Below are 26,399 nucleotides of genomic sequence, written 5' to 3' on the forward strand. Positions count from 1 at the left end.
AGTGGACACGATTGCCGGTTTTTTCAGTTTCATCACGACACCAGTTTCGTGGGTCATCGTCCAGTTCCACTCGTTGTACGGGGCGATCTTCGGCCCGGACACGGGCTGGGCCTGGGGCCTGTCCATCGTGTCCCTGGTGATCCTGATCCGTATCTGCCTGATCCCGCTCTTCGTGAAGCAGATCAAGGCCACTCGGGCGATGCAGACACTGCAGCCCGAGATGAAGAAGATCCAGGAGCGCTACAAGAACGACAAGCAGCGCCAGTCCGAAGAGATGATGAAGCTGTACAAGGAGACGGGTACTAATCCGCTCTCCTCGTGCCTTCCCATCCTGGCGCAGTCCCCGTTCTTCTTTGCCCTGTACCACGTGCTCAACGGCATCGCGACGGGCACCACGATCGGTGTCATCGACGACAACCTGCTGGCGAGCGCGCGTAAGGCGCACATCTTCGGCGCCCCGCTCGCGGCCAAGTTCACGGACTCCGCGGACAAGGTCGCCTCGCTCGGCGCCACGCTGACCGACGTCCGCGTCGTCACCGCGATCATGATCGTCCTGATGTCGGCGTCGCAGTTCTACACGCAGCGCCAGCTGATGACGAAGAACGTCGACATGACGGTCAAGACGCCGTTCATGCAGCAGCAGAAGATGCTGATGTACGTCTTCCCGGTCATGTTCGCCGTCTTCGGCATCAACTTCCCGGTCGGTGTTCTCGTCTACTGGCTGACCACCAACGTGTGGACCATGGGCCAGCAGATGTACGTCATCCGCCAGAACCCCACCCCGGGCAGCAAGGCCCAGGCCGCCCACCTGGAGCGCCTGCTCAAGCACGTCACGCACGCCGAGAAGACCCGCAACCGTCGGGAGCGCGGCATCGTGAAGGCGATCGTCGCCAAGGGCCGCGACCGCAACGAGTTCGAGCGCAAGTTCATCAACGGCCTGACCAAGGTGAGCCTCGCCGCCCAGGCGGACGGAACGGTCATCAAGAGCGCGGCCGGCACCCTGACCGAGGACGAGGACGGGACTCAGACGACGGGCGGTACGCCGAAGCGGCAGCAGCCCAAGCGCCAGTCCAAGTCGCAGCGCCAGCACGGCACGGCCCAGGGCGCAGCCAAGGACGAGTCCGAAGCGCCCGAGCCCATGTCCCTCGAGAAGAAGGACGAGGCGGAAGACGCCAAGCCGGAGGCCAAGCAGACCGGTGGCAAGCCCGCTTCCGGCACCCCTGCCCGCAGCAAAGCCAAGTCCGGACAGCGCAAGGGCCCGCAGCGGCCCAAGTCCCCGTCCAAGAAGTAAGAAGGAGTCCATCCCGTGACGGAAGGCACCACCACCTCCGCCGCTCCTGAGGGCAGCGACACCCTGACTCGCCTCGAGCAGGAAGGCGAGATCGCGGCGGACTACCTCGAGGGTCTGCTGGACATCGCCGACCTCGACGGCGACATCGACATGGACGTCGAGGCCGACCGCGCCGCCGTCTCGATCGTCAGCGACTCGTCCGGCCGCGATCTGCAGAAGCTGGTCGGCCGCGACGGTGAGGTCCTCGAGGCCCTCCAGGAGCTGACCCGCCTGGCGGTCCACCGGGAGACCGGGGACCGCAGCCGCCTCATGCTGGACATCGCCGGATACCGCGCGAAGAAGCGTGCGGAGCTCTCCGAGCTGGGCGCCAAGGCCGCGGCCGAGGTGAAGAGCAACGGCGAGCCGGTCAAGCTCGACCCGATGACGCCCTTCGAGCGCAAGGTCGTCCACGACGCGGTCAAGGCCGCCGGCCTGCGCAGCGAGTCCGAGGGCGAGGAGCCGCAGCGCTTCGTCGTCGTGCTCCCTGCCTGAGCGGTACGTCGCTCTACGGCCCCGTCTGTTCGCAGGCGGGGCCGATCTTTGTCAGCCTGATAGTCAGCCACCCAACGCGGTAGCGCGGTACGGAAGGACGGTCCACGTGACGGAGGCAGCAGAGCTTCCCCCGGCTCCTGAACAGGCCCGAGCGGTATTCGGCGAGCGCTACACGGACGCGGTCCGGTACGCGGAGCTGCTGGCCGACGCGGGGGTGCAGCGTGGTCTCATCGGTCCCCGGGAAGTGCCCCGGCTGTGGGAGCGGCACATCCTGAACTGCGCCGTGCTGTCCGAGGTCGTGCCGGAGGGCGTGACCGTGTGCGACGTGGGCTCCGGCGCCGGGCTGCCCGGTATCCCGCTGGCCCTGGTCAGGCCCGACCTGAAGATCACGCTCCTGGAGCCGCTGCTGCGGCGCACGACCTTCCTCACCGAGGTCGTCGAGCTCCTCGGACTCGATCATGTGACCGTGGTCCGCGGCCGCGCCGAGGAGGTTCTCGGCAAGCTGACTCCCGTCCATGTGGTGACGGCGCGCGCTGTCGCTCCGCTGGACCGCCTCGCGGCGTGGGGCGTTCCGCTGCTGCGGCCGTACGGCGAGATGCTTGCCCTCAAGGGGGACACCGCCGAGGAAGAGGTCAAGAGTGCGGGGGCCGCCCTGAGCAAGCTCGGTGCGGTGGCCACCTCGGTGCTGCATGTCGGTGAGGGCGTGGTGGATCCCCTCTCGACCGTGGTGCGCGTCGAGGTCGGCGAGAGCCCCGGCGGTGTGCGGTTCGCGGCGAAGCGCGCCAAGGCGGCTCGCGTCGGGCGGGTCCGGCGTCGACGCTGACGTCGCTCCTCGTCTACGAGGCGTCCGCTGTGTTCTAGGCGACAGTTCGCTTCTTGCGGTGATGGCCGCTCGGGTCTATGAGACCCGAGCGGCCACTGCTTTTTGGGTGATGCTTGTCTCGTGGTTCTCCTGCGTCTGGTGCCGGGGGTGTGTGTCTCCTGCCGCCGGCTCGTGCGCCGGTCGGCTCTGAGGAGCGAGGGTTGGCTGACTCCGAAGGGCGTCAGTGGACTGCCACTGATCCGTCTGCACTGATCCGTCCTGACGGCGACTCGCACTCCGCGAAACCTGCCAAACGTATGTATGTCGGGGTGTCGCACGGGTGCCGACCGGGCTGCGGTGCATCGTGTTTCACGTGAAACGTCGCTCACTGCTGCATGGCATCATCAGTCGCGGTCGCGCCGCGGCTGCACCCCGCGACCGCAGGCCTCTCGGATCCCTCGAATCGGGCACGGAGTTGTCCACAGAGGCCGTTTCCTCCACAGAAGACAGGGCCTCGCTGGTTCACGACCCCGAAAGCATGGGAGGCTCTGTTCATTGCGAGCCTGAAGTCGAGGAGAGTGAATCCTTGCGGTCCGACGCCAACATCGCGGGACCGATGACCGATCCGGTCCCCGGTCCCCGTACCGAGTCGGTGGGGGAGGATGTTTCACGTGAAACACCGCCTCCGATGGACGACACCCCTATCGGTCGTGCTGCCCAGCTGGCGGTAGAAGCTCTTGGTCGCGCAGGCGAGGGCCTGCCGCGACCTGAGCAGACCCGCGTCATGGTGGTTGCCAACCAGAAGGGCGGGGTCGGCAAGACCACCACAACGGTCAACCTTGCCGCTTCGCTGGCACTGCACGGTGCCCGCGTCCTGGTGATTGACCTGGATCCACAGGGCAACGCCTCCACGGCTCTGGGTATCGACCATCATGCCGAAGTACCTTCGATCTACGACGTGTTGGTCGAGAGCAAGCCGCTCTCCGAAGTCGTACAGCCCGTGGTCGATGTGGAGGGCCTCTTCTGCGCCCCCGCCACCATCGACCTCGCCGGTGCGGAGATCGAGCTGGTCTCGCTGGTGGCCCGCGAGAGCAGACTGCAGCGCGCGATCCAGGCGTATGAGCAGCCCTTGGACTACATCCTCATCGACTGCCCTCCATCGCTCGGCCTGCTGACGGTCAACGCTCTGGTCGCCGGCGCCGAGGTGCTGATCCCGATCCAGTGCGAGTACTACGCGCTGGAGGGCCTGGGGCAGCTCCTGCGCAACGTGGATCTCGTGCGCGGGCATCTGAACCCGGATCTGCATGTGTCGACCATCCTGCTCACGATGTACGACGGCCGCACCCGGCTGGCGTCGCAGGTCGCCGACGAGGTCCGGAGCCACTTCGGCGAAGAGGTCCTACGGACGAGCATCCCGCGCTCCGTGCGGATCTCCGAGGCCCCGAGCTATGGGCAGACCGTGCTCACCTACGATCCGGGATCGAGCGGTGCGCTCTCCTACCTCGAGGCGGCGCGGGAGATGGCGCTGCGCGGGGTCGGTATCCGCTACGACGCTCAGCACGCCCATACGGGCACTCAACTTGACCAGCACAGCACGGTGGAGGGTATCCAGTGAGTGAGCGACGGAGGGGACTGGGCCGTGGCCTCGGCGCACTGATTCCAGCAGCCCCCACCCCCGACAAGACGGCACCGGCCAGCGCGATGGGAGGTGCCTCCAGCTCGCCCTCCGCCGGACCCGTCCTGACGGCGGAGCGCGGAGTGGCGGCGGCGAAGGTTGCCTCCCTTCCGCAGCCCCAGGTTTCACATGAAACAGGGGACTCGTTCGGCGGCTCTGTGGAAGCTCCGGAGACGTCGGCGGGAGCGTACTTCGCCGAGCTTCCGATTGACGCCATCACGCCCAACCCGCGGCAGCCGCGCGAGGTTTTCGACGAGGACGCCCTCGCCGAGCTCGTCACCTCGATCAAGGAAGTCGGGCTTCTCCAGCCCGTCGTCGTACGGCAGCTGAGCTCGTCGCGCTTCGAGCTCATCATGGGCGAGCGTCGCTGGCGCGCCTGCCGCGAGGCCGGTCTGGAGCGCATTCCGGCGATCGTCCGGGCGACGGACGACGAGAAGCTTCTCCTCGACGCGCTCCTGGAGAACCTGCACCGCGCTCAGCTGAACCCGCTGGAAGAGGCAGCCGCCTATGACCAGTTGCTGAAGGATTTCAACTGCACGCACGACCAGCTGGCCGACCGGATCGGCCGTTCGCGGCCGCAGGTCTCCAACACGCTGCGGCTCCTGAAGCTCTCTCCAGCCGTTCAGCGCCGGGTGGCCGCGGGCGTGCTTTCGGCCGGGCATGCGCGTGCCCTGCTCTCTGTGGAGGACTCGGAGGAGCAGGACCGTCTCGCTCACCGGATCGTCGCCGAAGGGCTCTCGGTGCGGGCCGTCGAGGAGATCGTGACCCTGATGGGCTCACACCCGACGAGCACGGCGCGCGCCAAGGGTCCGCGGGCCGGAGCTCGTCTCTCGCCGGCGCTCAGCGAACTTGCCACGCGGCTCTCCGACCGGTTCGAAACGCGGGTGAAGGTCGACCTCGGGCAGAAGAAGGGCAAGATCGTCGTCGAGTTCGCCTCGATGGACGATCTGGAGCGCATCCTCGGTCAGCTCGCTCCGGGTGAGGGGCCCGTCCTCCAGCATGGAGCGGCGGCGGACGAGGACCAGGAGAACGAGGTCTAGGGGAACGGGGGTTGGTCCCGTTCGACGTACGTCTCAGGAGAGCAGGCCGTGTCCGGTGTGTACCGGAACACGGCCTGCTCTTTGCTTTCTGGCGGTATCGATGGAATCGCTTCGTGGATACGATGCGACGGGGTAGAGCGCACCCCTCAAAGTCACCTCATGCGGGAGGCGGGTCATGCAATCGGTGAGTCGTGCCGGGCTGATGACCGCGGGTCTCGGGCTGGGCGCGGTCGGCGGGTTCGTCGGCAGCCTGCTCAGGGAACGGAGCGCTCTGACAGCCGCCCGTGACGCGGCGGGCGAAGGAAGTGAGGATCTGCCTTCATGGGGCGTCGGCTCGTACCGCTCACACTGGACAACCTTCCGGACCTTCCCAAGCGTTGCCGGTCGTGTGTCTTCTGGGAGCTGGATCCGGTCAGCGGCCAAGCCGCGATAGAGGCAGGCACTCCGGAGCTGGAGAAGGAGGCCTGGATCTCGGCTGTCCTTCTGGAATGGGGTTCCTGCGGACGGGTCGTCTACGTGGACGATGTTCCGGTCGGCTTCGTGCTCTACGCGCCGCCGGCGTACGTCCCCCGCTCGACCGCTTTCCCCACGAGCCCGGTCTCCCCCGATGCCGTGCAGCTGATGACGGCGTGGATCATGCCCGGCTATCAAGGGCAGGGGCTCGGCCGGGTGATCGTGCAGACCGTCGCCAAGGATCTGCTGCGCAGGGGGTTCAAGGCGATCGAGGCGTTCGGCGATGCGCAGTGGAAGGAGCCTGCCTGCATGCTGCCCGCAGACCATCTGCTGGCCGTGGGCTTCAAGACCGTGCGTCCTCACCCCTCTTATCCGCGCCTCCGCCTTGAGTTGCGTACGACGCTCTCGTGGAAGGAGGACGTCGAGCTCGCCCTGGACCGGCTCCTCGGAGCGGTGCAGAAGGAACCGGCACTCCGTCCTCTGTGAGTCCCGATCCATCCGCTGCGGTCACGCAAACGGGCCAACCCGGTTGGGCTGGCCCGTTCGTGTTTCACGTGAAACATCGCCGCTCCGCCGTGGAGCCGCATCGCCGATCAGTTGGCGATGAAGTCCTCGAGGTCGCGCACGATGGCGGCCTTCGGCTTGGCGCCGACGATGGTCTTGGCGACCTCGCCACCCTGGTAGACGTTCAGCGTCGGGATCGACATGACGCCGTACTTCGCGGCGATGGCCGGGTTCTCGTCGATGTTGAGCTTGACGACCTCGATCTTGTCGCCGTACTCGGCGGCGATCGCCTCGAGGGACGGCGCGATCTGGCGGCACGGTCCGCACCAGGCGGCCCAGAAGTCCACCAGTACGGGCTTGTCGCTCTTGAGGACGTCCTCGTCGAAGGAAGCGTCGGTCACGTTCTTGAGGTTGCCGGCCACGGCAGGCTCCTTAGCTACTTTGGTGATGAGGGTGTGAGTTCAGACGGCGGCGGCCGCGGCGGACTCGCTGTCGGTGAGAGCGGCGAGGAAGCGCTCGGCGTCGAGTGCGGCGGAGCAGCCGGTGCCTGCCGCGGTGATCGCCTGTCGGTAGGTGTGGTCGACGACGTCACCGGCACCGAAGACACCGGTCAGGTTCGTCCGGGTGGAGGGGGCCTCGACCTTCAGGTAGCCCTCGTCGTCCAGCTCGAGCTGGCCCTTGAAGAGCTCGGTGCGCGGGTCGTGGCCGATCGCGATGAACAGGCCGGTGACCGGGAGCTCGGAGGTCTCACCCGTCTTGACGTTGCGCAGCGTCAGGTGCGAGAGCTTCTGGTCGCCGTGGACCTCGGCGATCTCGCTGTCCCAGGCGAACTTGATCTTCGGGTCGGCGAAGGCGCGCTCCTGCATGGCCTTGGAGGCACGCAGGGTGTCGCGGCGGTGGACGATCGTCACGGACTTGGCGAAGCGGGAGAGGAAGGTGGCCTCCTCCATCGCGGTGTCACCGCCGCCGATCACGGCGATGTCCTGGTCCTTGAAGAAGAAGCCGTCGCACGTCGCGCACCACGAGACACCGCGGCCGGAGAGAGCGTCCTCGTTCGGCAGGCCGAGCTTGCGGTGCTGGGAGCCGGTCGTGACGATGACGGCCTTCGCGCGGTGCACGGTGCCCGCCGTGTCGGTGACGGTCTTGATCTCGCCCGTCAGGTCTACGGAGATGACGTCGTCCGGGACCAGCTCGGCTCCGAAGCGCTCGGCCTGGGCGCGCATGTTGTCCATGAGCTCGGGGCCCATGATGCCGTCCTGGAAGCCGGGGAAGTTTTCCACCTCGGTGGTGTTCATCAGGGCACCGCCGGCGGTGACAGCACCCTCGAACACCAGCGGCTTCAGCGACGCGCGTGCGGTGTACAGGGCCGCCGTGTAACCGGCGGGCCCGGAGCCGATGATGATCACGTTACGGACGTCGCTCACGGCTTGATTCCTCGTCTCTGCGGGACTGCTGCGTACTGCCGGGGGAGCCCGTCTCCGGACTCTCACCCCACCCAACGGATCCTACGGGGCGCGCATTCCCGCCGTGTCCGGGAGCACACGCGAAGTGTGCCCCCGTGTGGAGTCAGCGCCGCGCGTAGGAGTGGGTCAGCAGCAGTTTGCCGGGAGCCGAGGACGGCTGCTTCACACATGTCGCGTCGATGACGTAGGCCGAAACCTGGGCAGGATCCGACTGGTGAGGCAACACGACGAGGTAGGCGGTGGTGCCCTTGTAGTCTCCTCGCTCCATGGCGAGGGCGGGCGTCTCACGGCCGGTGCCCCGCTGTATGCAGTCCGGCACCACGATGGTCTTCCCTCGCATCGGGGAGTTCGTCCGGGGGGTCTTCGGTCCGGACTGCTCGATGTCGAGGGACGGCTTGGACGTCGACGAGTCGGACGGCGCGGAGGATTTCTCCGTCAGAAGGCTCTGCACCTGGTTCTCGAGCTTGCTCTCGGAGAAGGAGAGTGCGGAGCTCGCCTGACGGGGCGTGCCGGTCTCGGGAGCACCGGTGGGTGTGCTGCCCCCGTTCTGCAGGAGTAGGACTCCCAGGCCGATCGAGGCCGCCGTGAAGACGGCTCCGAGCGCGGCGCCCCGACGGCGCCGGTTGCGCGTCCGGCTGCCCCGCCCTGGACCTGTCGTGGCATGGGGATGACCGGAAGGGCGGTCCGCGGGGGCGGTCGGCGAGTCGGCCGGCGTCGTCTCAGGCGTTGTTTCACGTGAAACAGGCGCCGCGGCCTGTGCTTCGGCTTCCGCTTCGGCCTTGTGCTCGGTGTAGGCCGGTGCCTGCGTGTCGAGTAGTGCCTCCGCGGCGAGCGCGGCGTCGATGCGGCCCGCGATGTCGGCAGGCATGTGCGGCGGGCCTGGAAGCGTGCCGAGCGTGCCACGGATCTCCTCCAGGGAGGCGTAGACGTCGGCACACAGCTCACAGCTCTTCAGGTGCTCCCGTACCTGCTGTGTGCGGGAAGGAGAGAGGAGGCCCTCGGTGAGTTCGGAGATCTCGGCGATCTCGGGGTGCTCGGCCGTGTCGGTCGTGGATGTCACGCTCGCCCACCTCCGCCCTTCACGGCAGCTGAATCATTTGGTCCTGCCCCGTCCCGGGGCCCTGCTGCCGGTGGGACGGATGTCCCCTGCGTCCGGTTCCTTCCGGGCGCTTCCGGGGGCGGGTTCCTGCCACTCTCGCTCTCGCCGTTGTCGGTCCGCAGATGGGTGACCAACGGCAGGAGTCTGGCTCTGCCGCGCGCGCAGCGGCTCTTGATCGTGCCGGTGGGAACGCCGAGAACGCGGGCCGCCTCGGCCACCGGGTAGCCCTGCATGTCGACCAGGACGAGCGCGGCCCGCTGGTCGACGGGAAGGGTGCCCAGCGCTTCGAAGAGCTCGCGGTGGAGGTCGTTGCGTTCGGCGGGAGCGGCCGCGGACTCGTGAGGTTCGAGGAGCTGCTCCAGGCGCTCCGCGTCCTCGACCGGAGAGGTCTTCCGCGATGCGGCCTTGCGGGCCCGGTCGAGGCAGGCGTTCACAGTGATGCGGTGCAGCCAGGTCGTGACGGCGGACTGTCCGCGGAAGGTGTGCGCCGCCCGGTAGGCGGAGACCAGGGCGTCCTGGACGGCGTCGGCGGCTTCCTCCCGGTCTCCCAGGGTGCGCAGGGCCACGGCCCAGAGCCGGTCACGATGGCGGCGCACGAGCTCGCCGAAGGCGTCCTTGTCACCCGCGACATGGCGGGTGAGGAGGTCCTGATCGCTTGCTTCGCCGTAGGTGGCGTCGTCCACTTTCGAACCCCCTCCCCCAGGTGAGCCCTCAGCCGGTGAACTTCACGTCGGTGAGAGCCTGCTTGTAACCCGCGCCGTAGTAACCGTCGGATCCGGACTGCGGCAGGGCAGTCATCCACAGGAGCACGTACCGCGTCTTCACCGGCTTGTCGGCCTCGATCTTGGCGGTGGTGCCCGTAGTGGTGTCCGTACCGATGCTCTTCATGGAGTCGATCGATGTCGTGGGCGACAGCGAATCGGTCGCGTACAGGGAGACCGTCGTGTGGTCGCCGCCGTACTGAAGAGCTATCGACGCGGCCGAGACGTCCTTGGCCGAGCCGAGGTCGTAGACGATGCCGACGCCGGGCTTGTAGGGCGCCAGCTTCGGGCCGTCGTTGTAGGTCTTGGTACGCCAGAAGGTCTTGCTGTCGCCGTCGTAGGTCTTCGCCACCTCACCCGGGGCCTGTGCCTCGCCCTTGACGACGTACTCCCTGGCGTCCTCGATGGCCATCGGCTTCGTGGGCTTGTGATCGCCGCCCTTGTTGTTGCCGTCGGTGTTGTGCGACGTGTTGGAGTCGCCCGACGTGCGGCGGTCCATCAGGGCTTCCGCGAGCTGCCAGCTGCCGAGGCCGAGGGCCACGATGAGCAATGCCGACACGGCCCACTTGAGCGCCTTGCCCGTCCGGCTCTGCAGCGGCGGCGGAGGCGCGGCCGGCATGGGCTGTGCCACGCCGGGACGCGGGGCCGGACGGCCGTAGGTGCCCTGCTGGTAGGTCGTCCGCTGGTACTCCGCGGGGGCCGTGAAAACGGGCTCCGGGGGCCGGATGCGGGGCATCTCGCCGACGGCCTTCACCAGGTCCTCGGTCGTGGTGCACGGCGGATCCTGCCGCGACGCCGTTGCACCCTCGTTGACGAGCGCACGCATGGCCAGCTCGGACAGCCCGCGGTGCACTCCGGCCCGCACCTGGTCGGGCGCGATGAGGCCGATGTCCTTGGGCAGCCCGGACAGGCCGTACGCGTCGTCCTCGTAGGGCCAGCGTTGCGTCAGGGCGGCGTACAGGAGGGCACCGATCGCCTCGGTGTCCGTGCGCTGCGGTGTTTCCGAGATGATGCCGCGCAGGGCGGCGTTGACGGCGAGGCCGCGGATGCGCCACTGGCCGGTCGAGGTGCGCAGCACCGCGCTCGGGGTGAGCCGCAGATGCGCGAGGCCCTCGCGGTGCGCGGCGGCCATCGCATGGGAGACCTGGTTCACGAGTTGGTACGCCTCGTGCACCTCGAGGGGGCCCGAGGCGAGCAGCGCGGTCAGTTCCGTGGCATCGGGCAGCCACTCGTGCACCACGTAAACAAGGTCGTTCTCCTCAACCGCGTCCAGGACCTGGACGAATCGAGGGTCGCCGAGAAGCGCCGATGAGCGGGCCGCCGCGAGGACGGACCGTGCCCGCGGGTGGTCCGCGGGGAGCAGGTGCACCCCGACGGCCCGGCGGAGCTTCTCATCCACCGCGCGCCAGCTGCTGAATCCGTCCAGCCGGGTGACGCACTCCTCCAGGCGATAGCGTCTGGCGAGTTTGTGACCGCTGTGCAGCTCGGGGGGAGTGGACGAGCCGGGGCTCGTCGACCCGTCGGTGTCCTCCGCGTCCTCGTTCGCTGCCGTGTCCCGCTCCCGGGTCTGGGCCACCCCGTCGGCCGTGGTCTGCTCCGCTTTCGCGGTCAGTGGCTCGTCACCACTGTTGTCTGCCACGTCGACGGCAGCCGTACTCCGTTCCGCCACCGTCGTTCCTGCCTCCCCATCCGTTGCGCGCTCTGCGACGCCAAAGCCAATTGTGCCCACAGTCCGGCGATAAGCACGACACGCGGCAGCCCGCGATGGTTGTGCGGCCCGCCGGTCCGCTAGCGGCCGAGGCGCCCGCGGACCATTCCGACCATCGAGTTGAGCTCTTCGATCCGCATGCGCCGGGCGGCGACATAGAAGACGCCCAGCAGTACGGCCCCGCCCACGACCAGTGCCGCGAGCGAACCCCCCGTGCCGCTGCCGAGTGCCCCGGTGATCAGGAAACCGACCGCGCCACCGGCGATCGCCCCCGGGATCGCGGCCATGCCGAGGCGGGCGTACGTACGGATGACCTGAGAGCCGTCCAGGTCGCCGCCGAGACGCTTGCGCAGGCGTTGCCAGGCGACGCCCACACCGATCGCATACGCGAGCCCGTACGAGGCGGCCATGCCGACCACGGCCCACTGGGCGGGCAGCAGGAGGTAGGCGATCCCCGACGCGGCCGCGTTGACGGCGGCCACGATGACCGTGTTGTAGAAGGGCGTCCGGGTGTCCTCGTACGCGTAGAAGCCGCGCAGCACGACGTACTGCACGGAGTACGGGATCAGGCCGAGGCCGAACGCCATCAGGATGTAGCCCATGGACCGGGCGCCATCGGCGCCGCTCGAGCCGAAGAGCAGGGTGCACATCGGGACGCCGAGGGCGACGAACATGAAGGCGACCGGGACGATCGCGACCGCGGAGGTGCGCAGCCCCTGCGAGATGTCGTCGCGGACCGCTCCGGGGTCGCCGTCGTGGGCCGCGCGGGAGATCCGCGGCAGCATCGCCGCCATGACGGAGACGGTGATGATGGCCTGCGGCATGCCCCAGATCAGCTGGGCGTTGGAGTAGCCCATGATGCCCGCGCCGGCTTCACCGGACGCCTTGCCGGCGGCGGTCGCGAGCTGGGTGACGACGAGGACGCCCGCCTGGTTGGCGAGGACGAACAGCACGGTCCACTTGGCGAGCTTGACCGCCTTGCCGAGGCCGTGGCCCTTCCAGTCGAACCGCAGCCGGAACCGGAAGCCGGTTTCGCGCAGGTACGGGATCATCGCCAGCGCCTGCACCGTCAGACCGAGCAGGGTGCCGATGCCGAGCAGCCGGACACCGTCCGCGGGGATCGTGTCGACGTGCAGCTGCGAGTCCGCGGCCGTGCCGTAGACGTAGATGAACATGCCGAACGTGAAGATCATGACGATGTTGTTCAGGACCGGGGTCCACATCATCGCGCCGAACTTCCCGCGGGCGTTCAGGATCTGGCCCATGACCACGTGCACGCCCATGAAGAAGATCGTGGGCAGGCAGTAGCGGGCGAAGGTGACAGCGACGTTGTTCGCGTCCGGACTATTGGCGATGGAGGTCGACATCAGCCGGATCAGGAGCGGCGACGCGAAGACCGCCGCGGCGACGATCACGCCGAGCGCGACCATGACGAGCGTGAGCAGCCGGTTGGCGTAGGCCTCGCCGCCGTCCTCGTCTTCCTTCATGGACCGCACGAGCTGCGGAACGAATACCGAGTTGAGGCCGCCGCCGACAGTCAGGATGTAGATCATCGTCGGCAGGGTGTACGCGACCGTCCACGCGTCACCGAGCGTCGCGGAGCCGAGGGCCGCGGTGATGACCACGGTGCGTACGAAACCGGTGAGGCGTGAGACCAGGGTGCCCGCCGCCATGACGGCACTCGACTTCAGGAGGCTCGACGCGCGGCCCCCCTTCGACGGGGCGGGGGCAGGTGCGGGCGGGCCGTCCTGGACGGGAGGCTGCGCCGGTCCGGCGGTGGGCGCCGGAACACCGGGGGCGTCGGCCGGCGGACGGCCGCCGCCGTTGCTCTGCTGGTCGCGGAAGAGATGAGCGAAGGCGTCGGGCTCGTGCTGCTCCTCGCCGGCCTGCGTCATCAGATCGTCGACCCCCACGAACTGTGTGGTCCTGGCGTCGTCACCGTACGGAAGGTGCCGCGTCGGGCCCTCCGGCTCAGGAGCCGGCGTCTGGGCCCACACGCGCGGGTCCGGGGGGTACTGGGCCGCGGGCGGCGGGTCGTAGAGCGGCTGAGGTGCCTCGTAGGTGCCAGGAGGCGGCGGAGGGTGCGCGGCACGGTCGTAGAGCGCCTCCGTCACCGGATCCTGGGCGGTGAGGTCCTGGGCCCGGTACGGATCCTGGTCGTAGGCGTCCTGGAAGTACGCGTCCTGCGGATACGCGTCCGGGGCGGGGTGGGACGGCGGGACCTGGCCGGGCGCTCCCTGATGACCGGGGGGCGGGCCCCCGGCCGAGGCTGAGCCGCCCGGGTCCTGGCCACGGTCACCGTCGTACGGCGCGTTCATGGTTACCCCACCTCATAGTCCCCGGGCCCACGGCCACGACATCGCTCAACGGTCCACTCTCTCACCCGTGCCGGACGGGTCCGTGCTTTCCGGAGCGGTGTCCGGTGTCGGGTCACTCGGCTGCTCGGGGTCGCCTTCCCCGGGCTCGGAGCCCGACTCCCCGTTCGTACCGTCGTCAGGCCCTTCCTCGGCGCGTTGCGCGGCGGCGCGCTTGCGCTGTGTGTACATGCGGAACCCGGCGAGGACGAGGAGCAGGACGCCGCCGGCCATGACGAGCATCACGGTAGGCGTGATCTCCGTGACGTTCACGTCGAACCGGACCTCGGGGCCGTAGGGCTGGCCGTTCTCCGTGTACAGCTGGGCGAAGACCGGCACCCTGCCGTTGGCGTTGGAGGTGGTCGTGAACTTCACCGACTGGCTATGCCCACCGGCGACCTTCACCTGCCGCTCGTCGTACGGTCCGTCGCCGATCTTGAGGCGGGTGCCGTTCGTCGACGTGAGGCGCAGGACGAGGTGCTCGACGCCCTGCACCAGGTTGTTCTGGACCGTCACCGGGATCGTCGCGCTGCGCCCGGAGAGCTTCGCCTCGGACTTGTCGATGAGCCTGACCTGCTTGGTGAGCGCCGAGAGGTAATCGGCGACGCCGTCGCGGTACGCCTGCGCCTCGGCGGGGCGACCCCGCCAGGACGTGGACATCTGGCGGTCCATGGCCCGTCCGAACGGCGTCACCACACGCGACGGGTCGGAGAGGATCACCTGGAAATTGGTGAGCTTGGTCTGGGTGTCCTGGATCGCCTGGAAGGCCGACTGGGGCAGTTCCTGCTTGCGCAGGTACGAGGGGTAGGACCGGGAGGAGGGGACCCGGGTCGTCGCTTCGGGGTCGGGCTTCGCCTTCGTGGCGGCGGCCAGGTCCTCGGACTCCGACCAGCTGCTGCCCTGCTCGGCCTTGATCGCCTGCGCCATGGACTGCGCCTGGCTGGCGGACGGCATGCGCTGCGGCGCGACCACGATGCTGCGCTCGTTGTCCGGCTCCTGAAGGTTGATCGTCAGACTCTGCGCGAGGAACTGCTGCACGGCGAGCGTCGAGTTCTCGGCCTTCGTCATATCGCCCTGGAAGGCCTCCGACAGCCGTGCGTCCGTCACCACGGCCGTCGTGCCGCTGCCGATGGGGCGGGCCGCCGACGGCGTGTACGGCAGGCCGCTGGGCTCCTGAAGGCTGTCACTGCGGGCGATCACCTTGTCGGCCCCGGCGGACTTGGCGACATTGACGATGCTGGGGTCGATCGCGCCGTCCGCGGGCCAGGCGTAACTGGTGTCCGGCTTGACGTGGAGCACTGTCTCCACGGTCGTGGTGGCCGCGTCGGTGGCGTCCTTGAGGTGCCCGAGGGAACCGGTCACCTTCGTGCCGTTGTGGGCCAGCGACGCGAGATCCGGATCGGCGAAGGGGAGGGCGACGACCTTCTGGTCGGCGACGGCGTTCTTCAGATCGTTCAGCCACTGCTTGGCGACCGCCTGGTTCCTGCCGTTGATCTCGGTGCCGTCCGGCTCCCTGATCTTGTACGGCCGCGTCATGGCGTCGACCGAGGCCAGGAGATCGGGGTCGACCACCCAGGTCACGTCGAGGGCGGTACCCAGGGACAGCATCTGCTGGAGGCGCCCGCCCGGAGCGATCTCCTTGGCGAGGCTGTCGTCGTGGAAGATGCGCGTCTGCTGCTCGTCCGATCCCGTCTCCGCCGTGAGGTGGGTCTGCGAGATGAGCGGCCACAGGAACGTCGTCTTCGTCTTCGTGTCCGCGGCCTCGGGCTGCCAGGGGAGGAAGGTCCGCTGGATGCCCAGCGTCTGCTGGTACGGCTGCGTCGCCGTCTGGCCGGTCAGCGCGACACCGAGCGGGTAGACGCCGTCGGCGCCGAGATCCATCTCCTTGACGGGGACGGAGAGGCTGAAGCCCTGCGTCGTGCCAGGGGCCAGCTTGGAGATCTTCTTGGCGTACTTGCCGCCGATCTCCGTGCCGTCCGGCACTCCTCCTGCCGCGTGCCGGGAGGTGTTGTCGATCGAGGCCCGCCCGCCGAGCGCGGAACCGAGGCGGAGCGCCACGTGGGCGTTCGAGACGGTCTGCTTGCCGTCGTTCGTGAGTGTGCCGGTGACGGTGACCGTGTCGCCGTCCACCGGTGCGCTCGGAGTGAGCGAGTTCACGGCGACATCGACGGTGCTCGTGCCGATCGCGTCGGCCGCAGGTGCCTGCGGGGAGGCATATCCGGGGGAGCCGCCGAACAGGGTCAGGGCGGCCAGCAGAGGCGCTCCGGCGAGCAACGCCCCCGTGCGCCGCCACCTTCGACGGGCAGGTGAGGGAGTCATCCCTTGGAAATCTGCCGCCTCGGCCACGCGCTCGCCCGTCCCTCGTCGTCGTCAGTGGTCGTCGGATAGTCCACGCATGGTAACGAGGTGCGCTGTGGCGAAGTGCCGCGGACTGCTCCACATGATCGGAAGACAGGGTAGGGGGCATCCGGCACGGCTCGCGCACACCCAGGAAAAACGGGGCGGAACCCTGGGCTCGGGCCACGTACCCTTTTCTGTTGTGCCGAACGCCAATGAAGACAATCCCAGTGCCCTGAGCCAGGTGCAGCGCCGCGCGGTGAGCGAGCTGCTGCGGGTGGCCCCTGTCGCCGACGACCTCGCCCGTCGATTCCGGGAGGCGGGGTTCTCCCTCGCCCTGGTAGGCGGCTCGGTCAGGGATGCGCTCCTCGGCAGGCTCGGCAACGATCTGGACTTCACCACGGACGCGCGTCCCGAAGATGTGCTCAAGATCGTCAGGCCTTGGGCGGATGCCGTGTGGGAGGTCGGGATCGCCTTCGGGACGGTCGGCTGCCAGAAGGACGGCTACCAGATCGAGGTCACCACGTACCGCTCCGAGGCGTACGACAGGACCTCCCGCAAGCCCGAGGTCTCGTACGGCGACTCCATCGAGGAAGATCTCGTGCGTCGCGACTTCACCGTGAACGCGATGGCCGTGGCCCTGCCGGAGAAGGAGTTCATCGACCCGCACGGCGGTCTCGACGACCTTGCCGAGCGCGTGCTGCGTACGCCCGGAACCCCCGAGGAGTCCTTCTCCGACGACCCGCTGCGGATGATGCGGGCCGCGCGGTTCGCCGCGCAGCTGGACTTCGAGGTGGCCCCCGAGGTCGTCAAGGCGATGAAGGACATGGCCGACCGCATCGAGATCGTCTCCGCGGAGCGGGTGCGGGACGAGCTGAACAAGCTGATCCTCTCCGCACACCCGCGCGAGGGCCTCACCCTCCTCGTGGACACGGGCCTCGCTGCCCATGTCCTGCCCGAGCTGCCCGAGCTGCGCCTTGAGCGGGACGAGCACCACCGGCACAAGGACGTCTACGACCACACGCTGATCGTCCTCGAGCAGGCGATGGCGCTGGAGTCGGACGGCCCGGATCTCGTGCTCCGTCTCGCGGCGCTGCTGCACGACATCGGCAAGCCGAAGACGCGGCGCTTCGAGAGCGACGGCCGGGTCTCCTTCCACCACCACGAGGTGGTGGGCGCCAAGATGACGAAGAAGCGCATGACGGCGCTGAAGTACTCCAACGAGCTCGTGAAGGACGTCTCGCGACTGGTCGAGCTGCACCTGCGCTTCCACGGATACGGCACCGGCGAGTGGACCGACTCCGCCGTCCGCCGCTACGTCCGTGACGCGGGTCCACTGCTGGACCGCCTGCACAAACTGACCCGCTCCGACTGCACGACGCGCAACAAGCGGAAGGCGAACGCGCTGGGGCGTGCGTACGACGGCCTGGAAGAGCGCATCGCGCGGCTCAAGGAGCAGGAGGAGCTGGACTCGATCCGCCCCGACCTCGACGGCAATCAGATCCAGGAGATCCTGGGCATCAAGCCGGGGCCGGCGATCGGGCAGGCGTACAAGTTCCTGCTGGAACTGCGGCTCGAGAACGGGCCGATGGAGCATGACGCGGCGGTGGCGGCGCTCAAGGAGTGGTGGGCGGCACAGCAGAACGCCGAGTGAGTGAACCGGGTCCATGTTTCACGTGAAACATGGACCCGGGACGGAGATGCCGAAGGGCGCTGTTTCACGTGAAACAGCGCCCTTCGGCATGGTGATGCGAGGTCTTACTTGGTTTCCTTCAGGCAGAGCACCACGTCGTGGCTGCCACCGCTCTGGTAGTAGGAGACCTCGGTGCCCTGGACCGAGTTGCACTTGTCGACATCGCTCGTGCCGTCGAACTTCTCGATGACCTTGTACTCGGAGTCGCTCGAGGAACAGTCGACGTCCTTCAGGTCCGGAGCGGACGTCGTGCCGTTGTTGTGCAGGCAGCTGCCGACCGCGGTCGTTTCGGCGTCGCTCTGGCCGAGGTACCACTTCACGCCGTAGAGCGCGATGGCAACCACGATCAGCGCGACGATGCGCAGGGCCTTCTTCTTGCCGCCACCAGCCGGCCGACCGGGCGGGATGGGCGTGCCCGGGGCGTTCGGCGGGTACGGCTGCTGGGGAACCCCGGGCTGGCCGGCGACCGGAGCGTACGGACCGCCCTGCGGCGGGCCAGAGGGCTGCTGGCCCTGGGCGAACGGATTCTGGCCCTGCGGCGGCGGAGTGGTCACTTTGGGGGTCCCCCTCGAACTTAGGCGCGATGGCGCGGATAAGACGCCCGTAAGTTATCCGTACCGACTGACAACTCTGAAGTCGGGAGGGGCTCTGTGTCATTGATGTGACACTTACTGGGTGTTGAATCGGGCCATAGCGCCAGCAATCGCCGCGTAGATCAGGGCCACGGTGAGCACCAGCGGGACCGACTGTCCGTCGGGAGGCAGCATCAGCGCGGCCACTGCGGCCGCGCCGACGAACGCGACGTTGAACAGCACGTCGTAAACGGAGAAGATCCGGCCACGGAAGCCGTCGTTCACCGAGGACTGCACGACCGTGTCGGTGGCGATCTTCGAGCCCTGGGTCGTCAGGCCCAGGACGAAGGCGGCGGCCATCATGGGGGCCGGCGCGAACGGGAGCCCGAGGGCGGGTTCGAGGACGGCTGCCGCCCCCGCGCAGACGATGATCCACCCGGCGGGGCCCAGCCGCCCCGCGGCCCAGGGTGTGACCACGGCGGCGGCGAAGAATCCCGCCCCCGAGATCGCCACGGCGACACCCAGCAGGGCCAGTCCGTCGGACTCCGTGGACGACCAGGAGTATCGGCAGAGCATGAGGACCATGACCGTCAGCGCCCCGTAGCAGAACCGCATCAGCGTTATGGCGGCCAGGGCGCGGGCGGCCGGGGGGCGGGCGGCCAGATGGCGCACGCCCGAGACCAGCCCCTGTGTCGTACCGCTGAGCGCTGTCCGCAAGCCTGGCCGCACCAACTCCGGGTCCGGACCGAGCAGTTCCGCGGACATGGGCAGGGAGGCGAGCGCCGCGCACAGGTAGAGGGCCGCCCCGACGAGCACCACGAGGGCGTCGGAGTCCGAGATGAGCAGCCGCACGGCGAACGCGAGTCCGCCGCCCAGCGTTGCGGCGAGGGTGCCCGCGGTCGGCGAGACGGAGTTCGCCATCACCAGGCGCTCGGCGTCGACCAGGCGAGGCATGGCGGCGGAGAGCCCGGAGAGGATGAACCGGTTGACGGCGGTGACGCACAGGGCGGAGGCGTAGAAGAGCCAGTCCGGCGCATCGATGAGCATCATGACGGCCGTCACGGACGCCAGGACGGTCCGCAGGAGGTTGCCGTAGAGGAAGACCTGGCGGCGGCGCCAGCGGTCTAGGAGGACGCCCGCGAACGGGCCGACGACCGAGTACGGGAGAAGCAGCACGGCCATGGCCGAGGCGATGGCGCCGGCCGAGGTCTGTTTCTCCGGCGAGAACACAACATAGGTGGCCAGTGCGACCTGGTAGACGCCGTCCGCGCCCTGCGAGAGCAGCCGCAGCGCCAACAGGCGCCGGAAGTCCCTCAGGCGCAGGAGTACCCGCAGGTCACGGACGACAGCCATGGGGCACAGCCTCACACACGGGAAAGGTCCCCGGGTGCACGCCAGGTGCATCCGGGGACCTCAACAGCCCACAAGGAGAGGCGCGTTACCACTGGTGCGCGCCGCACTGTGTGTGGTTAGCGCTCGACCTCGCCCTTGATGAACTTCTCGACGTTCGCGTAGGCCTCGTCGTCGAAGTACTGAACCGGCGGGGACTTCATGAAGTACGACGACGCGGAGAGGATCGGGCCACCGATGCCGCGGTCCTTGGCGATCTTCGCAGCGCGCAGGGCGTCGATGATGACACCCGCGGAGTTCGGGGAGTCCCAGACCTCGAGCTTGTACTCCAGGTTCAGCGGAACGTCACCGAAGGCGCGGCCCTCGAGGCGGACGTAGGCCCACTTGCGGTCGTCGAGCCACTGGACGTAGTCCGACGGGCCGATGTGGACGTTCTTCTCACCCAGTTCGCGGTCGGGGATCTGCGAGGTGACGGCCTGCGTCTTCGAGATCTTCTTGGACTCCAGGCGCTCGCGCTCGAGCATGTTCTTGAAGTCCATGTTGCCGCCGACGTTCAGCTGCATGGTGCGCTCGAGACGGACACCGCGGTCCTCGAACAGCTTCGCCATGACGCGGTGCGTGATGGTGGCGCCGACCTGGGACTTGATGTCGTCACCGACGATCGGCACGCCCGCCTCGGTGAACTTGTCCGCCCACTCCTTGGTGCCGGCGATGAAGACCGGAAGGGCGTTGACGAAGGCGACCTTGGCGTCGATGGCGCACTGCGCGTAGAACTTCGCGGCGTCCTCGGAACCGACGGGCAGGTAGCAGATCAGAACGTCGACCTGCTTGTCCTTGAGGACCTGGACGATGTCGACCGGGGCCTCGGCGGACTCCTCGATGGTCTGGCGGTAGTACTTGCCCAGGCCGTCGTGGGTGTGGCCGCGCTGGACGGTCACGCCCGTGTTCGGCACGTCGCAGATCTTGATGGTGTTGTTCTCGCTGGCACCGATGGCGTCGGAGAGGTCGAGGCCGACCTTCTTCGCGTCGACGTCGAAGGCGGCGACGAACTCGACGTCACCGACGTGGTAGTCGCCGAACTGGACGTGCATCAGGCCCGGGACCTTGGCGTCCGGGTCGGCGTCCTTGTAGTACTCGACGCCCTGGACCAGCGAGGCGGCGCAGTTGCCCACGCCGACGATGGCTACGCGAACCGAACCCATTCCGGTTGCTCCCTGTGTGTATCGGTGAAACCCCGAATGGGCCTCACGTGGCGGTGTCGTCGGACGGATCCGGCCGGGTGCTGTCCCGGTGCCGGGGCAGGCCGCCCGTCTCTCCAGATGTGTCCTGCTGAGCTGCGTCGGAGGGGTCGGATCGCCGCTGATCCCGCCCCGCCCGCTCGCTCTCGATGAGCTCGTTCAGCCAGCGCACTTCGCGCTCCACGGATTCCATTCCGTGCCGCTGGAGCTCAAGGGTGTAGTCGTCAAGGCGTTCCCGGGTGCGGGCGAAGGAGATGCGCATCTTTTCGAGGCGCTCCTCGAGACGGCTGCGACGGCCTTCGAGCACGCGCATGCGCACGTCACGCGAGGTCTGCCCGAAGAAGGCGAACCGGGCGGCGAAGTGCTCGTCCTCGTAGGCGTCGGGACCGGTCTGCGAGAGCAGGTCCTCGAAGTGCTCCTTACCTTCCGCCGTCAACCGGTAGACGATCTTGGCGCGACGCCCTGCGAGTGGTGCGGCGAGGGCGTCCTCGGGTGTGCTCCCCGATTCCTCGATCAACCAGCCGCTTGCGACCAGCGTCTTGAGACAGGGGTAGAGGGACCCGTAGCTGAAGGCGCGGAAGACCCCCAGCGATGTATTGAGTCGTTTCCGCAGCTCGTAGCCGTGCATCGGGGACTCGCGGAGCAGCCCGAGGACGGCGAACTCGAGGATGCCGGAACGTCGGCTCATCGTCGCCTCCTCCTCTGCCGCGATCGGTGTCACGACCTCTTACGGACTCTTTATGCCGAGCTGATGTATCGACTCGATACATCACGACGATAGAACGGCCCCACGGATGGGACAAGAGGGATCACGGTGAACGGCGTCACATCACCGATTCATACCAAGCGAGTTGCCTGATTTGGGGTGAACTTCGGCCCTAGGTGGGTTTTGACGGTGCGTAGTCTGTCCGCCATGCAGACCGCCGGGAACCAAGTGACGCCTGTGGGCGTCGTTGTCCCCGGTGCATTGCGGGTGAGTGCCAGAAGGGGCGCATCCGTATTTCGGGGGGACCGGAAACCAGCCGCCGTTTCCAGGCGCGTGTCACAGCGCCTGCCCGAGGAGTAGTCGTTCGATGAGCGAGCACCGTCGCAAACCGCCGCAGCCACAGGGCGGCGGACGTGCCGCGGCCCGTCGCGGCACGTCCGGCGCATCGCCGGGCCGTCGCGCGGCACCGCGTGACGCCACCGGATCACCTTCTGACGCATATGGAGCACCGGGGTCCACAGGATCGTCCGGCTCCATGGGCGACGATCGCCCGTACGGAGGCCGCGCGGAAGCGCGCCGAGCCGCACAGCGCAGCGCCGGAGGGAGCCGCAGGAAGGCTCCCTCCGGCGGCGGTGGCCGCGGAGGCGGCCCCGAGGGGGCGGGCGGGCCCGGGCGCGGCAGGGGCCGCGGACCCTCCCGGCCGCCGCAGAAGAAGAGGTTCATCGACTACCCGCGCTCCGACAAGTACGGAGTGCACCGCTGGCTGCCGTCCTGGCGCCTGGTGACGGGTCTGTTCGTCGGTCTCTGCGGCAGCCTCATGATCGCGGCGGGCATCGGGTACGCCGTGGTGGACGTCCCGAAAACGGCGGACACGGCCAAGGCCCAGAACAACGTCTACTACTGGGCCAATGGCAAGCCGATGGTCGCGACCGGTGGCGAGACGAACCGGCAGATCATCAAGTACGAAGAGATCCCCGAGGCCATGCGGTACGCCGTCATGTCCGCCGAGAACAAGACGTTCGAGACGGACAAGGGCGTCGACCCCATGGGCATCGCTCGCGCGTTTGTGAACATGGCCAAGGGCGGCCAGACGCAGGGTGGCTCGACCATCACGCAGCAGTATGTGAAGAACGCGATGCTCGACGATCAGTCGCAGACGATCTCGCGCAAGGTCAAGGAACTGTTCGTCTCCATAAAGGTGGGCCGTACGGAGCCCAAGGAGAAGGTGATGGCCGGCTACCTGAACACCGCGTACTACGGGCGCGGTGCCTACGGGATTCAGGCGGCTGCCCGCACGTACTTCAACAAGGACGCCTCGGAGCTGAACGCGAGCCAGTGCGCATTCCTGGCCTCGGTGCTCAAGGGCGCCACGTACTACGACCCGGCTGGTGCAGTCGCGATCGATCCGGTCGAGGCGACGCCCGCAAAGAACAGGGCGCGCGCGGAGAAGCGCTGGAGCTGGATCCTCGACGAAGAGGTCAAGGACAAGCGTCTGAACGCCGCGGACCGGGAGAAATTCAAGGCAGAAGGCTTCCCCACGCTGCAGAGCCCGCGGGCCAACGGCAAGCTGGGCGGCCAGGTCGGCTACCTCGTGGACCTCGCCAAGGCCTACGTCATCAACAACAGCAATGGCAGGATCACCGCCCTCGACCTGCAGAAGGGCGGCTACGAGATCCACACCACCTTCGACAAGAAGAAGGTGGACAAGCTCGAAGCGGCCGTGAAGAAGGTCCGCAAGGAGAACATCAAAGAGAAGCTCCGCCCGAAGACGGACAAGTACGTCCAGTTCGGCGGCGCCTCGGTGAACCCCGCGAGCGGCGCGATCGAGGCCATCTACGGCGGTGAGGACGCGACAAAGCACTACACGAACAACGCTGACCAGACCGGTGCGCAGGTCGGCTCGACCTTCAAGCCGTTCGTGCTGGCCGCCGCAATGAGGGACGGCGTGCGCGACCCCAAGGGCATTGAGGACCAGGGTGACGAACAGCGCACCCCGGTCTCCCCGAAGAGTCTCTACAGCGGCCAGAACAAGCTGAAGATCAAGAAGTACAACGGCGAGGTCTGGACGGACAAGGACGGCAAGGAGTGGCTCCAGAAGAACGACGGCGGGGAGTCCTACAACCGGCCGACCTTCCAGATCGACCTTCGTGAGGCGATGCGGGAGTCCGTCAACTCCGCCTATGTCCAGTTGGGCATGGATGTCGGCCTGGACAAGGTGAAGCAGGCCGCGAAGGACGCAGGCATCAAGGACAACAGCTTCGCCAGCGCCAACTACCCGTCCTTCTCCCTCGGTACCTCCGACCCGAGCGCGATCCGCATGGCCGGCGCCTACGGCACCTTCGCGGCCAGCGGGCAGCGGAACGATCCGTTCTCGGTGACGTCGGTCGACCACGCAGGTGAGACGGTCTACCAGCACGAGAAGGAGCCGGTCAGGGCCTTCCAGCCGGCGGTCGCCGACAACGTCACCGACGTCCTGAGGACCGTCGTCGACAAGGGAACGGGTACCAACGCGAAGCTGCCCGACCGCCCGGTCGCGGGCAAGACCGGTACGACCGACGGCAACAAGTCCGCCTGGTTCGTGGGGTACACCCCGCAGCTGTCGACGGCCATCACGATGTACCGGATGGACGACAACGAGAACAGCAAGAAGCGCCAGTTCTTGGAGATGTACGGCACGGGCGGCCAGGAGAAGATCCACGGTGCCTCGTTCCCGTCCGAGATCTGGCACGACTACATGATGGAGGCCCTCAAGGGAGCGCCGGTCAAGGTGTTCCCCACTCCCGAGCCCATTGGTGAGATCGTCGGAGCCACTCCGAGCCCGAGCATCACTCCCTCGGCGACTCCTTCCCCCTCGGATTCGGCAACGGTGGAACCGTCGCCCAGCCAGTCCTCCCCCGGCCCGTCGCCGTCGACCAGCGAGTCCTGCAGCAGCTGGTCGTGGAACTGCAACGACAACGGCGGAACGTCGAACGGTGGCACCGGTGGGACACCCACGGGCGGCACAGACGGTGGCGTGACCAGCTCGCCGTCGGACCCAGGGGGCGGCAACGGCGGCAGCAACGGAAACGGCAACGGAGGGATCTTCGGAGGCCCAGCGGGCTAGTCGGAGCTGAGCTCACGCCGCCTGTTTCACGTGAAACGCTGCGTGTTCCACGTGAAACAGCGCGTGACCCAAGCCAAGTGAGGGCCGCCGCACCGATCAGGTGCGGCGGCCCTCGCCCCGTTCTCAGGCGCGTACGGCAGGATGTGCGGCATGCCCAGTGCAGAGACGACGCGCACCCATGTGCAACAGCCGGACCCGGTACGGCCGACCAAGGAGGACGAGGTCGCCGCAGCGGGGAGCGAGCTGATCGGCGGACCCATCGGACGATGGGCGCTGCTCGGGAGCTCCTGGTGGACCCCTGTACGCGTCATCGCGCTGGTGATGATCGGCATGTTCGCGCTGGGCATGGTGCAGAAGTTGCCCTGCTACGACGGCGCGTGGTTCTTCGGTGCCAGCTCGCAGTACACGCACGCCTGCTACTCGGACATCCCGCACCTCTATCAGGGGCGGGGCTTCGCCGACGGCCTGGTGCCGTACTTCGACAAGCTGCCCGGCGACATGGACTACCTCGAGTATCCGGTGCTGACCGGTGTGTTCATGGAGGTCGCGTCCTGGCTGACCCTGGGCGGCGGTTCCATCCAGCACCTGGAGAAGGTCTACTGGATGGTCAACGCCGGGATGCTGATGATCTGCGCGGTGGTGATCGCCATCTGCGTGACCCGCACCCACCGGCGACGCCCCTGGGACGGCCTCCTGGTCGCCCTCGCGCCCGCGTTCGCGCTGACCTCCACCATCAACTGGGATCTGCTCGCCGTGGCCCTCACGGCGGCCGCGATGCTGATGTGGTCGCGGGGCCGGTCGGTCGCCTTCGGTGTCCTGCTGGGCCTGGCCACGGCCGCGAAGTTCTATCCGTTCCTGGTGCTCGGCCCGCTGCTGTTGCTCTGCTGGCGCGCCGGACGCTGGCGCGACTTCGGGAAGGCCCTGGCCGGCTCGGTGGGCGCGTGGCTCGTCGTGAACCTGCCGGTGATGCTGCTCGCCCCCGAGGGCTGGTCGAAGTTCTACCGCTTCAGCCAGGAGCGCGGCGTCGACTTCGGGTCCATCTGGCTCATCATCCAGCAGCGGTGGGACGCGCAGATCAGCCCCGACGACGCCAACACCTACGCGATGGTGCTGATGGTCCTGGCCTGTCTGGGTATCACCGCGCTCGCCCTGACGGCGCCACGCCGGCCCCGCCTCGCACAGCTCGCCTTCCTGGTCATTGCCGCCTTCATCCTCACCAACAAGGTCTACTCGCCGCAGTACGTCCTGTGGCTGATCCCCTTCGCGGCCCTCGCCCGGCCGCGCTGGCGGGATTTGCTGATCTGGCAGGCGTGCGAGGTCGCGTACTTCCTAGGGATCTGGATGTACCTCGCGTACACCACGAGCGGTGACAAGCACCGGGGGCTGCCCACGGACGGCTACCACCTCGTCATTCTCATCCACCTGCTGGGCACGCTCTATCTGTGCGCGGTGATCGTGCGCGACATCCTGATGCCGGAACGGGATGTGGTCAGACGCTCCGGGGACGACGACCCGTCGGGCGGTGTCCTGGACGGAGCGCCGGACGTGTTCGTGCTCGGATACGCCGCCCATCCCCCACGGCACGCGGTGCACAGCGAGGAGCGGCCACAAGTGAGTTGGGGCTGGGGCAAGGACGAAGAGCGTTCGCTCTGAGCGAACGCATGGAAAGGGCCGGACACCGTGATGGTGTCCGGCCCTTCCGTTTGTCCGTGCGACCCG

General features: G+C 67.9%; 20 protein-coding genes. 9 read left to right on the forward strand and 11 right to left on the reverse strand.

Features of this window, described 5'->3' with window-relative positions; all coding sequences use genetic code 11:
• The first annotated feature begins 1 nt into the window (after position 1).
• The 6 genes from yidC (at position 2) to OG574_RS24380 (ending at position 6,278) form a co-directional block, all read left to right on the forward strand.
• Complete coding sequence (gene yidC / locus OG574_RS24355) at positions 2 to 1,291, forward strand: membrane protein insertase YidC (RefSeq protein ID WP_326774942.1); 1,290 nt, start codon at positions 2 to 4, stop codon at positions 1,289 to 1,291.
• 15 nt (positions 1,292 to 1,306) lie between these two features.
• Complete coding sequence (locus tag OG574_RS24360) at positions 1,307 to 1,822, forward strand: Jag family protein (protein WP_100597225.1); 516 nt, start codon at positions 1,307 to 1,309, stop codon at positions 1,820 to 1,822.
• Between the two features lie 106 nt (positions 1,823 to 1,928).
• Positions 1,929 to 2,645, forward strand: coding sequence for a 16S rRNA (guanine(527)-N(7))-methyltransferase RsmG (gene rsmG / locus OG574_RS24365; protein WP_116512079.1), 717 nt, complete (start codon positions 1,929 to 1,931; stop codon positions 2,643 to 2,645).
• Between the two features lie 517 nt (positions 2,646 to 3,162).
• Positions 3,163 to 4,239 (forward strand): AAA family ATPase, encoded by a 1,077-nt coding sequence (locus tag OG574_RS24370; protein ID WP_100597223.1) that lies wholly within the window; start codon positions 3,163 to 3,165, stop codon positions 4,237 to 4,239.
• Positions 4,236 to 5,339, forward strand: a complete 1,104-nt coding sequence (locus OG574_RS24375) for a ParB/RepB/Spo0J family partition protein (protein ID WP_326774943.1) — start codon at positions 4,236 to 4,238, stop codon at positions 5,337 to 5,339. The genes OG574_RS24370 and OG574_RS24375 overlap by 4 nt, the downstream gene beginning before the upstream one ends.
• Positions 5,340 to 5,660: 321 nt before the next feature.
• Complete coding sequence (locus tag OG574_RS24380) at positions 5,661 to 6,278, forward strand: GNAT family N-acetyltransferase (protein ID WP_326774944.1); 618 nt, start codon at positions 5,661 to 5,663, stop codon at positions 6,276 to 6,278.
• 107 nt (positions 6,279 to 6,385) lie between these two features.
• Here OG574_RS24380 and trxA read toward each other — a convergent pair whose 3' ends face one another.
• The 7 genes from trxA to OG574_RS24415 all read right to left on the reverse strand — a co-directional run bounded on the left by trxA (position 6,386) and on the right by OG574_RS24415 (position 16,027).
• A complete protein-coding gene (gene trxA, locus OG574_RS24385; RefSeq protein ID WP_100597220.1) occupies positions 6,386 to 6,718 on the reverse strand; it encodes a thioredoxin in 333 nt (110 codons plus the stop codon).
• 39 nt (positions 6,719 to 6,757) lie between these two features.
• Positions 6,758 to 7,720, reverse strand: a complete 963-nt coding sequence (gene trxB / locus OG574_RS24390) for a thioredoxin-disulfide reductase (RefSeq protein ID WP_326774945.1) — start codon at positions 7,718 to 7,720, stop codon at positions 6,758 to 6,760.
• A gap of 142 nt (positions 7,721 to 7,862) precedes the next feature.
• Positions 7,863 to 8,819, reverse strand: coding sequence for an anti-sigma factor family protein (locus OG574_RS24395; RefSeq protein WP_326774946.1), 957 nt, complete (start codon positions 8,817 to 8,819; stop codon positions 7,863 to 7,865).
• Positions 8,816 to 9,541, reverse strand: coding sequence for an RNA polymerase sigma factor SigM (gene sigM / locus OG574_RS24400; RefSeq protein ID WP_326774947.1), 726 nt, complete (start codon positions 9,539 to 9,541; stop codon positions 8,816 to 8,818). Before sigM ends, OG574_RS24395 begins: the two co-directional genes overlap by 4 nt.
• Before the next feature lie 28 nt (positions 9,542 to 9,569).
• A complete protein-coding gene (locus OG574_RS24405) occupies positions 9,570 to 11,288 on the reverse strand; it encodes a protein kinase family protein (RefSeq protein ID WP_326774948.1) in 1,719 nt (572 codons plus the stop codon).
• A gap of 119 nt (positions 11,289 to 11,407) precedes the next feature.
• Positions 11,408 to 13,645: a murein biosynthesis integral membrane protein MurJ gene (gene murJ, locus OG574_RS24410; protein ID WP_326774949.1), complete on the reverse strand. Its 2,238-nt coding sequence runs from the start codon at positions 13,643 to 13,645 to the stop codon at positions 11,408 to 11,410.
• 45 nt (positions 13,646 to 13,690) lie between these two features.
• The gene (locus OG574_RS24415) at positions 13,691 to 16,027 is read right to left on the reverse strand and encodes a DUF6049 family protein (protein WP_326774950.1); all 2,337 of its coding nucleotides are present in this window, start codon (positions 16,025 to 16,027) and stop codon (positions 13,691 to 13,693) included.
• 193 nt (positions 16,028 to 16,220) lie between these two features.
• Between OG574_RS24415 and OG574_RS24420 the strand changes: the two genes are divergently transcribed.
• Positions 16,221 to 17,672 (forward strand): CCA tRNA nucleotidyltransferase, encoded by a 1,452-nt coding sequence (locus tag OG574_RS24420; protein ID WP_326774951.1) that lies wholly within the window; start codon positions 16,221 to 16,223, stop codon positions 17,670 to 17,672.
• Positions 17,673 to 17,776: 104 nt separating this feature from the next.
• On the opposite strand, the gene OG574_RS24425 is transcribed toward OG574_RS24420, so the two are convergent.
• The 4 genes from OG574_RS24425 to OG574_RS24440 all read right to left on the reverse strand — a co-directional run bounded on the left by OG574_RS24425 (position 17,777) and on the right by OG574_RS24440 (position 21,559).
• The gene (locus tag OG574_RS24425) at positions 17,777 to 18,265 is read right to left on the reverse strand and encodes an LppU/SCO3897 family protein (RefSeq protein ID WP_326774952.1); all 489 of its coding nucleotides are present in this window, start codon (positions 18,263 to 18,265) and stop codon (positions 17,777 to 17,779) included.
• Positions 18,266 to 18,379: 114 nt separating this feature from the next.
• The gene (locus tag OG574_RS24430; protein ID WP_326774953.1) at positions 18,380 to 19,636 is read right to left on the reverse strand and encodes an MFS transporter; all 1,257 of its coding nucleotides are present in this window, start codon (positions 19,634 to 19,636) and stop codon (positions 18,380 to 18,382) included.
• A gap of 116 nt (positions 19,637 to 19,752) precedes the next feature.
• Positions 19,753 to 20,835: an inositol-3-phosphate synthase gene (locus OG574_RS24435; protein WP_326774954.1), complete on the reverse strand. Its 1,083-nt coding sequence runs from the start codon at positions 20,833 to 20,835 to the stop codon at positions 19,753 to 19,755.
• Positions 20,836 to 20,878: 43 nt separating this feature from the next.
• Entirely contained in the window at positions 20,879 to 21,559 is a 681-nt protein-coding gene (locus tag OG574_RS24440) for a PadR family transcriptional regulator (protein ID WP_326774955.1), read from the reverse strand.
• A gap of 385 nt (positions 21,560 to 21,944) precedes the next feature.
• On the opposite strand from OG574_RS24440, the gene OG574_RS24445 reads away from it, so the two are divergent.
• Entirely contained in the window at positions 21,945 to 24,680 is a 2,736-nt protein-coding gene (locus OG574_RS24445) for a transglycosylase domain-containing protein (RefSeq protein WP_326774956.1), read from the forward strand.
• Positions 24,681 to 24,821: 141 nt separating this feature from the next.
• On the forward strand, positions 24,822 to 26,333 hold the full coding sequence (locus OG574_RS24450) for a glycosyltransferase family 87 protein (RefSeq protein WP_326774957.1): 1,512 nt from the start codon (positions 24,822 to 24,824) through the stop codon (positions 26,331 to 26,333).
• Positions 26,334 to 26,399: the final 66 nt, after the last annotated feature.

The organism is Streptomyces sp. NBC_01445 (genome assembly GCF_035918235.1).
Taxonomy (GTDB): domain Bacteria; phylum Actinomycetota; class Actinomycetes; order Streptomycetales; family Streptomycetaceae; genus Streptomyces.

Coding starts and splice junctions, on each gene's coding strand:
- murJ (WP_326774949.1), bottom strand. CDS start 13,645: ATGAACGCGCCGTACGACGGTGACCGTGGCCAGGACCCGGGCGGCTCA.
- OG574_RS24450 (WP_326774957.1), top strand. CDS start 24,822: ATGTGCGGCATGCCCAGTGCAGAGACGACGCGCACCCATGTGCAACAG.
- OG574_RS24370 (WP_100597223.1), top strand. CDS start 3,163: ATGGGAGGCTCTGTTCATTGCGAGCCTGAAGTCGAGGAGAGTGAATCC.
- OG574_RS24440 (WP_326774955.1), bottom strand. CDS start 21,559: ATGAGCCGACGTTCCGGCATCCTCGAGTTCGCCGTCCTCGGGCTGCTC.
- OG574_RS24445 (WP_326774956.1), top strand. CDS start 21,945: ATGAGCGAGCACCGTCGCAAACCGCCGCAGCCACAGGGCGGCGGACGT.
- OG574_RS24380 (WP_326774944.1), top strand. CDS start 5,661: ATGGGGCGTCGGCTCGTACCGCTCACACTGGACAACCTTCCGGACCTT.
- OG574_RS24430 (WP_326774953.1), bottom strand. CDS start 19,636: ATGGCTGTCGTCCGTGACCTGCGGGTACTCCTGCGCCTGAGGGACTTC.
- OG574_RS24435 (WP_326774954.1), bottom strand. CDS start 20,835: ATGGGTTCGGTTCGCGTAGCCATCGTCGGCGTGGGCAACTGCGCCGCC.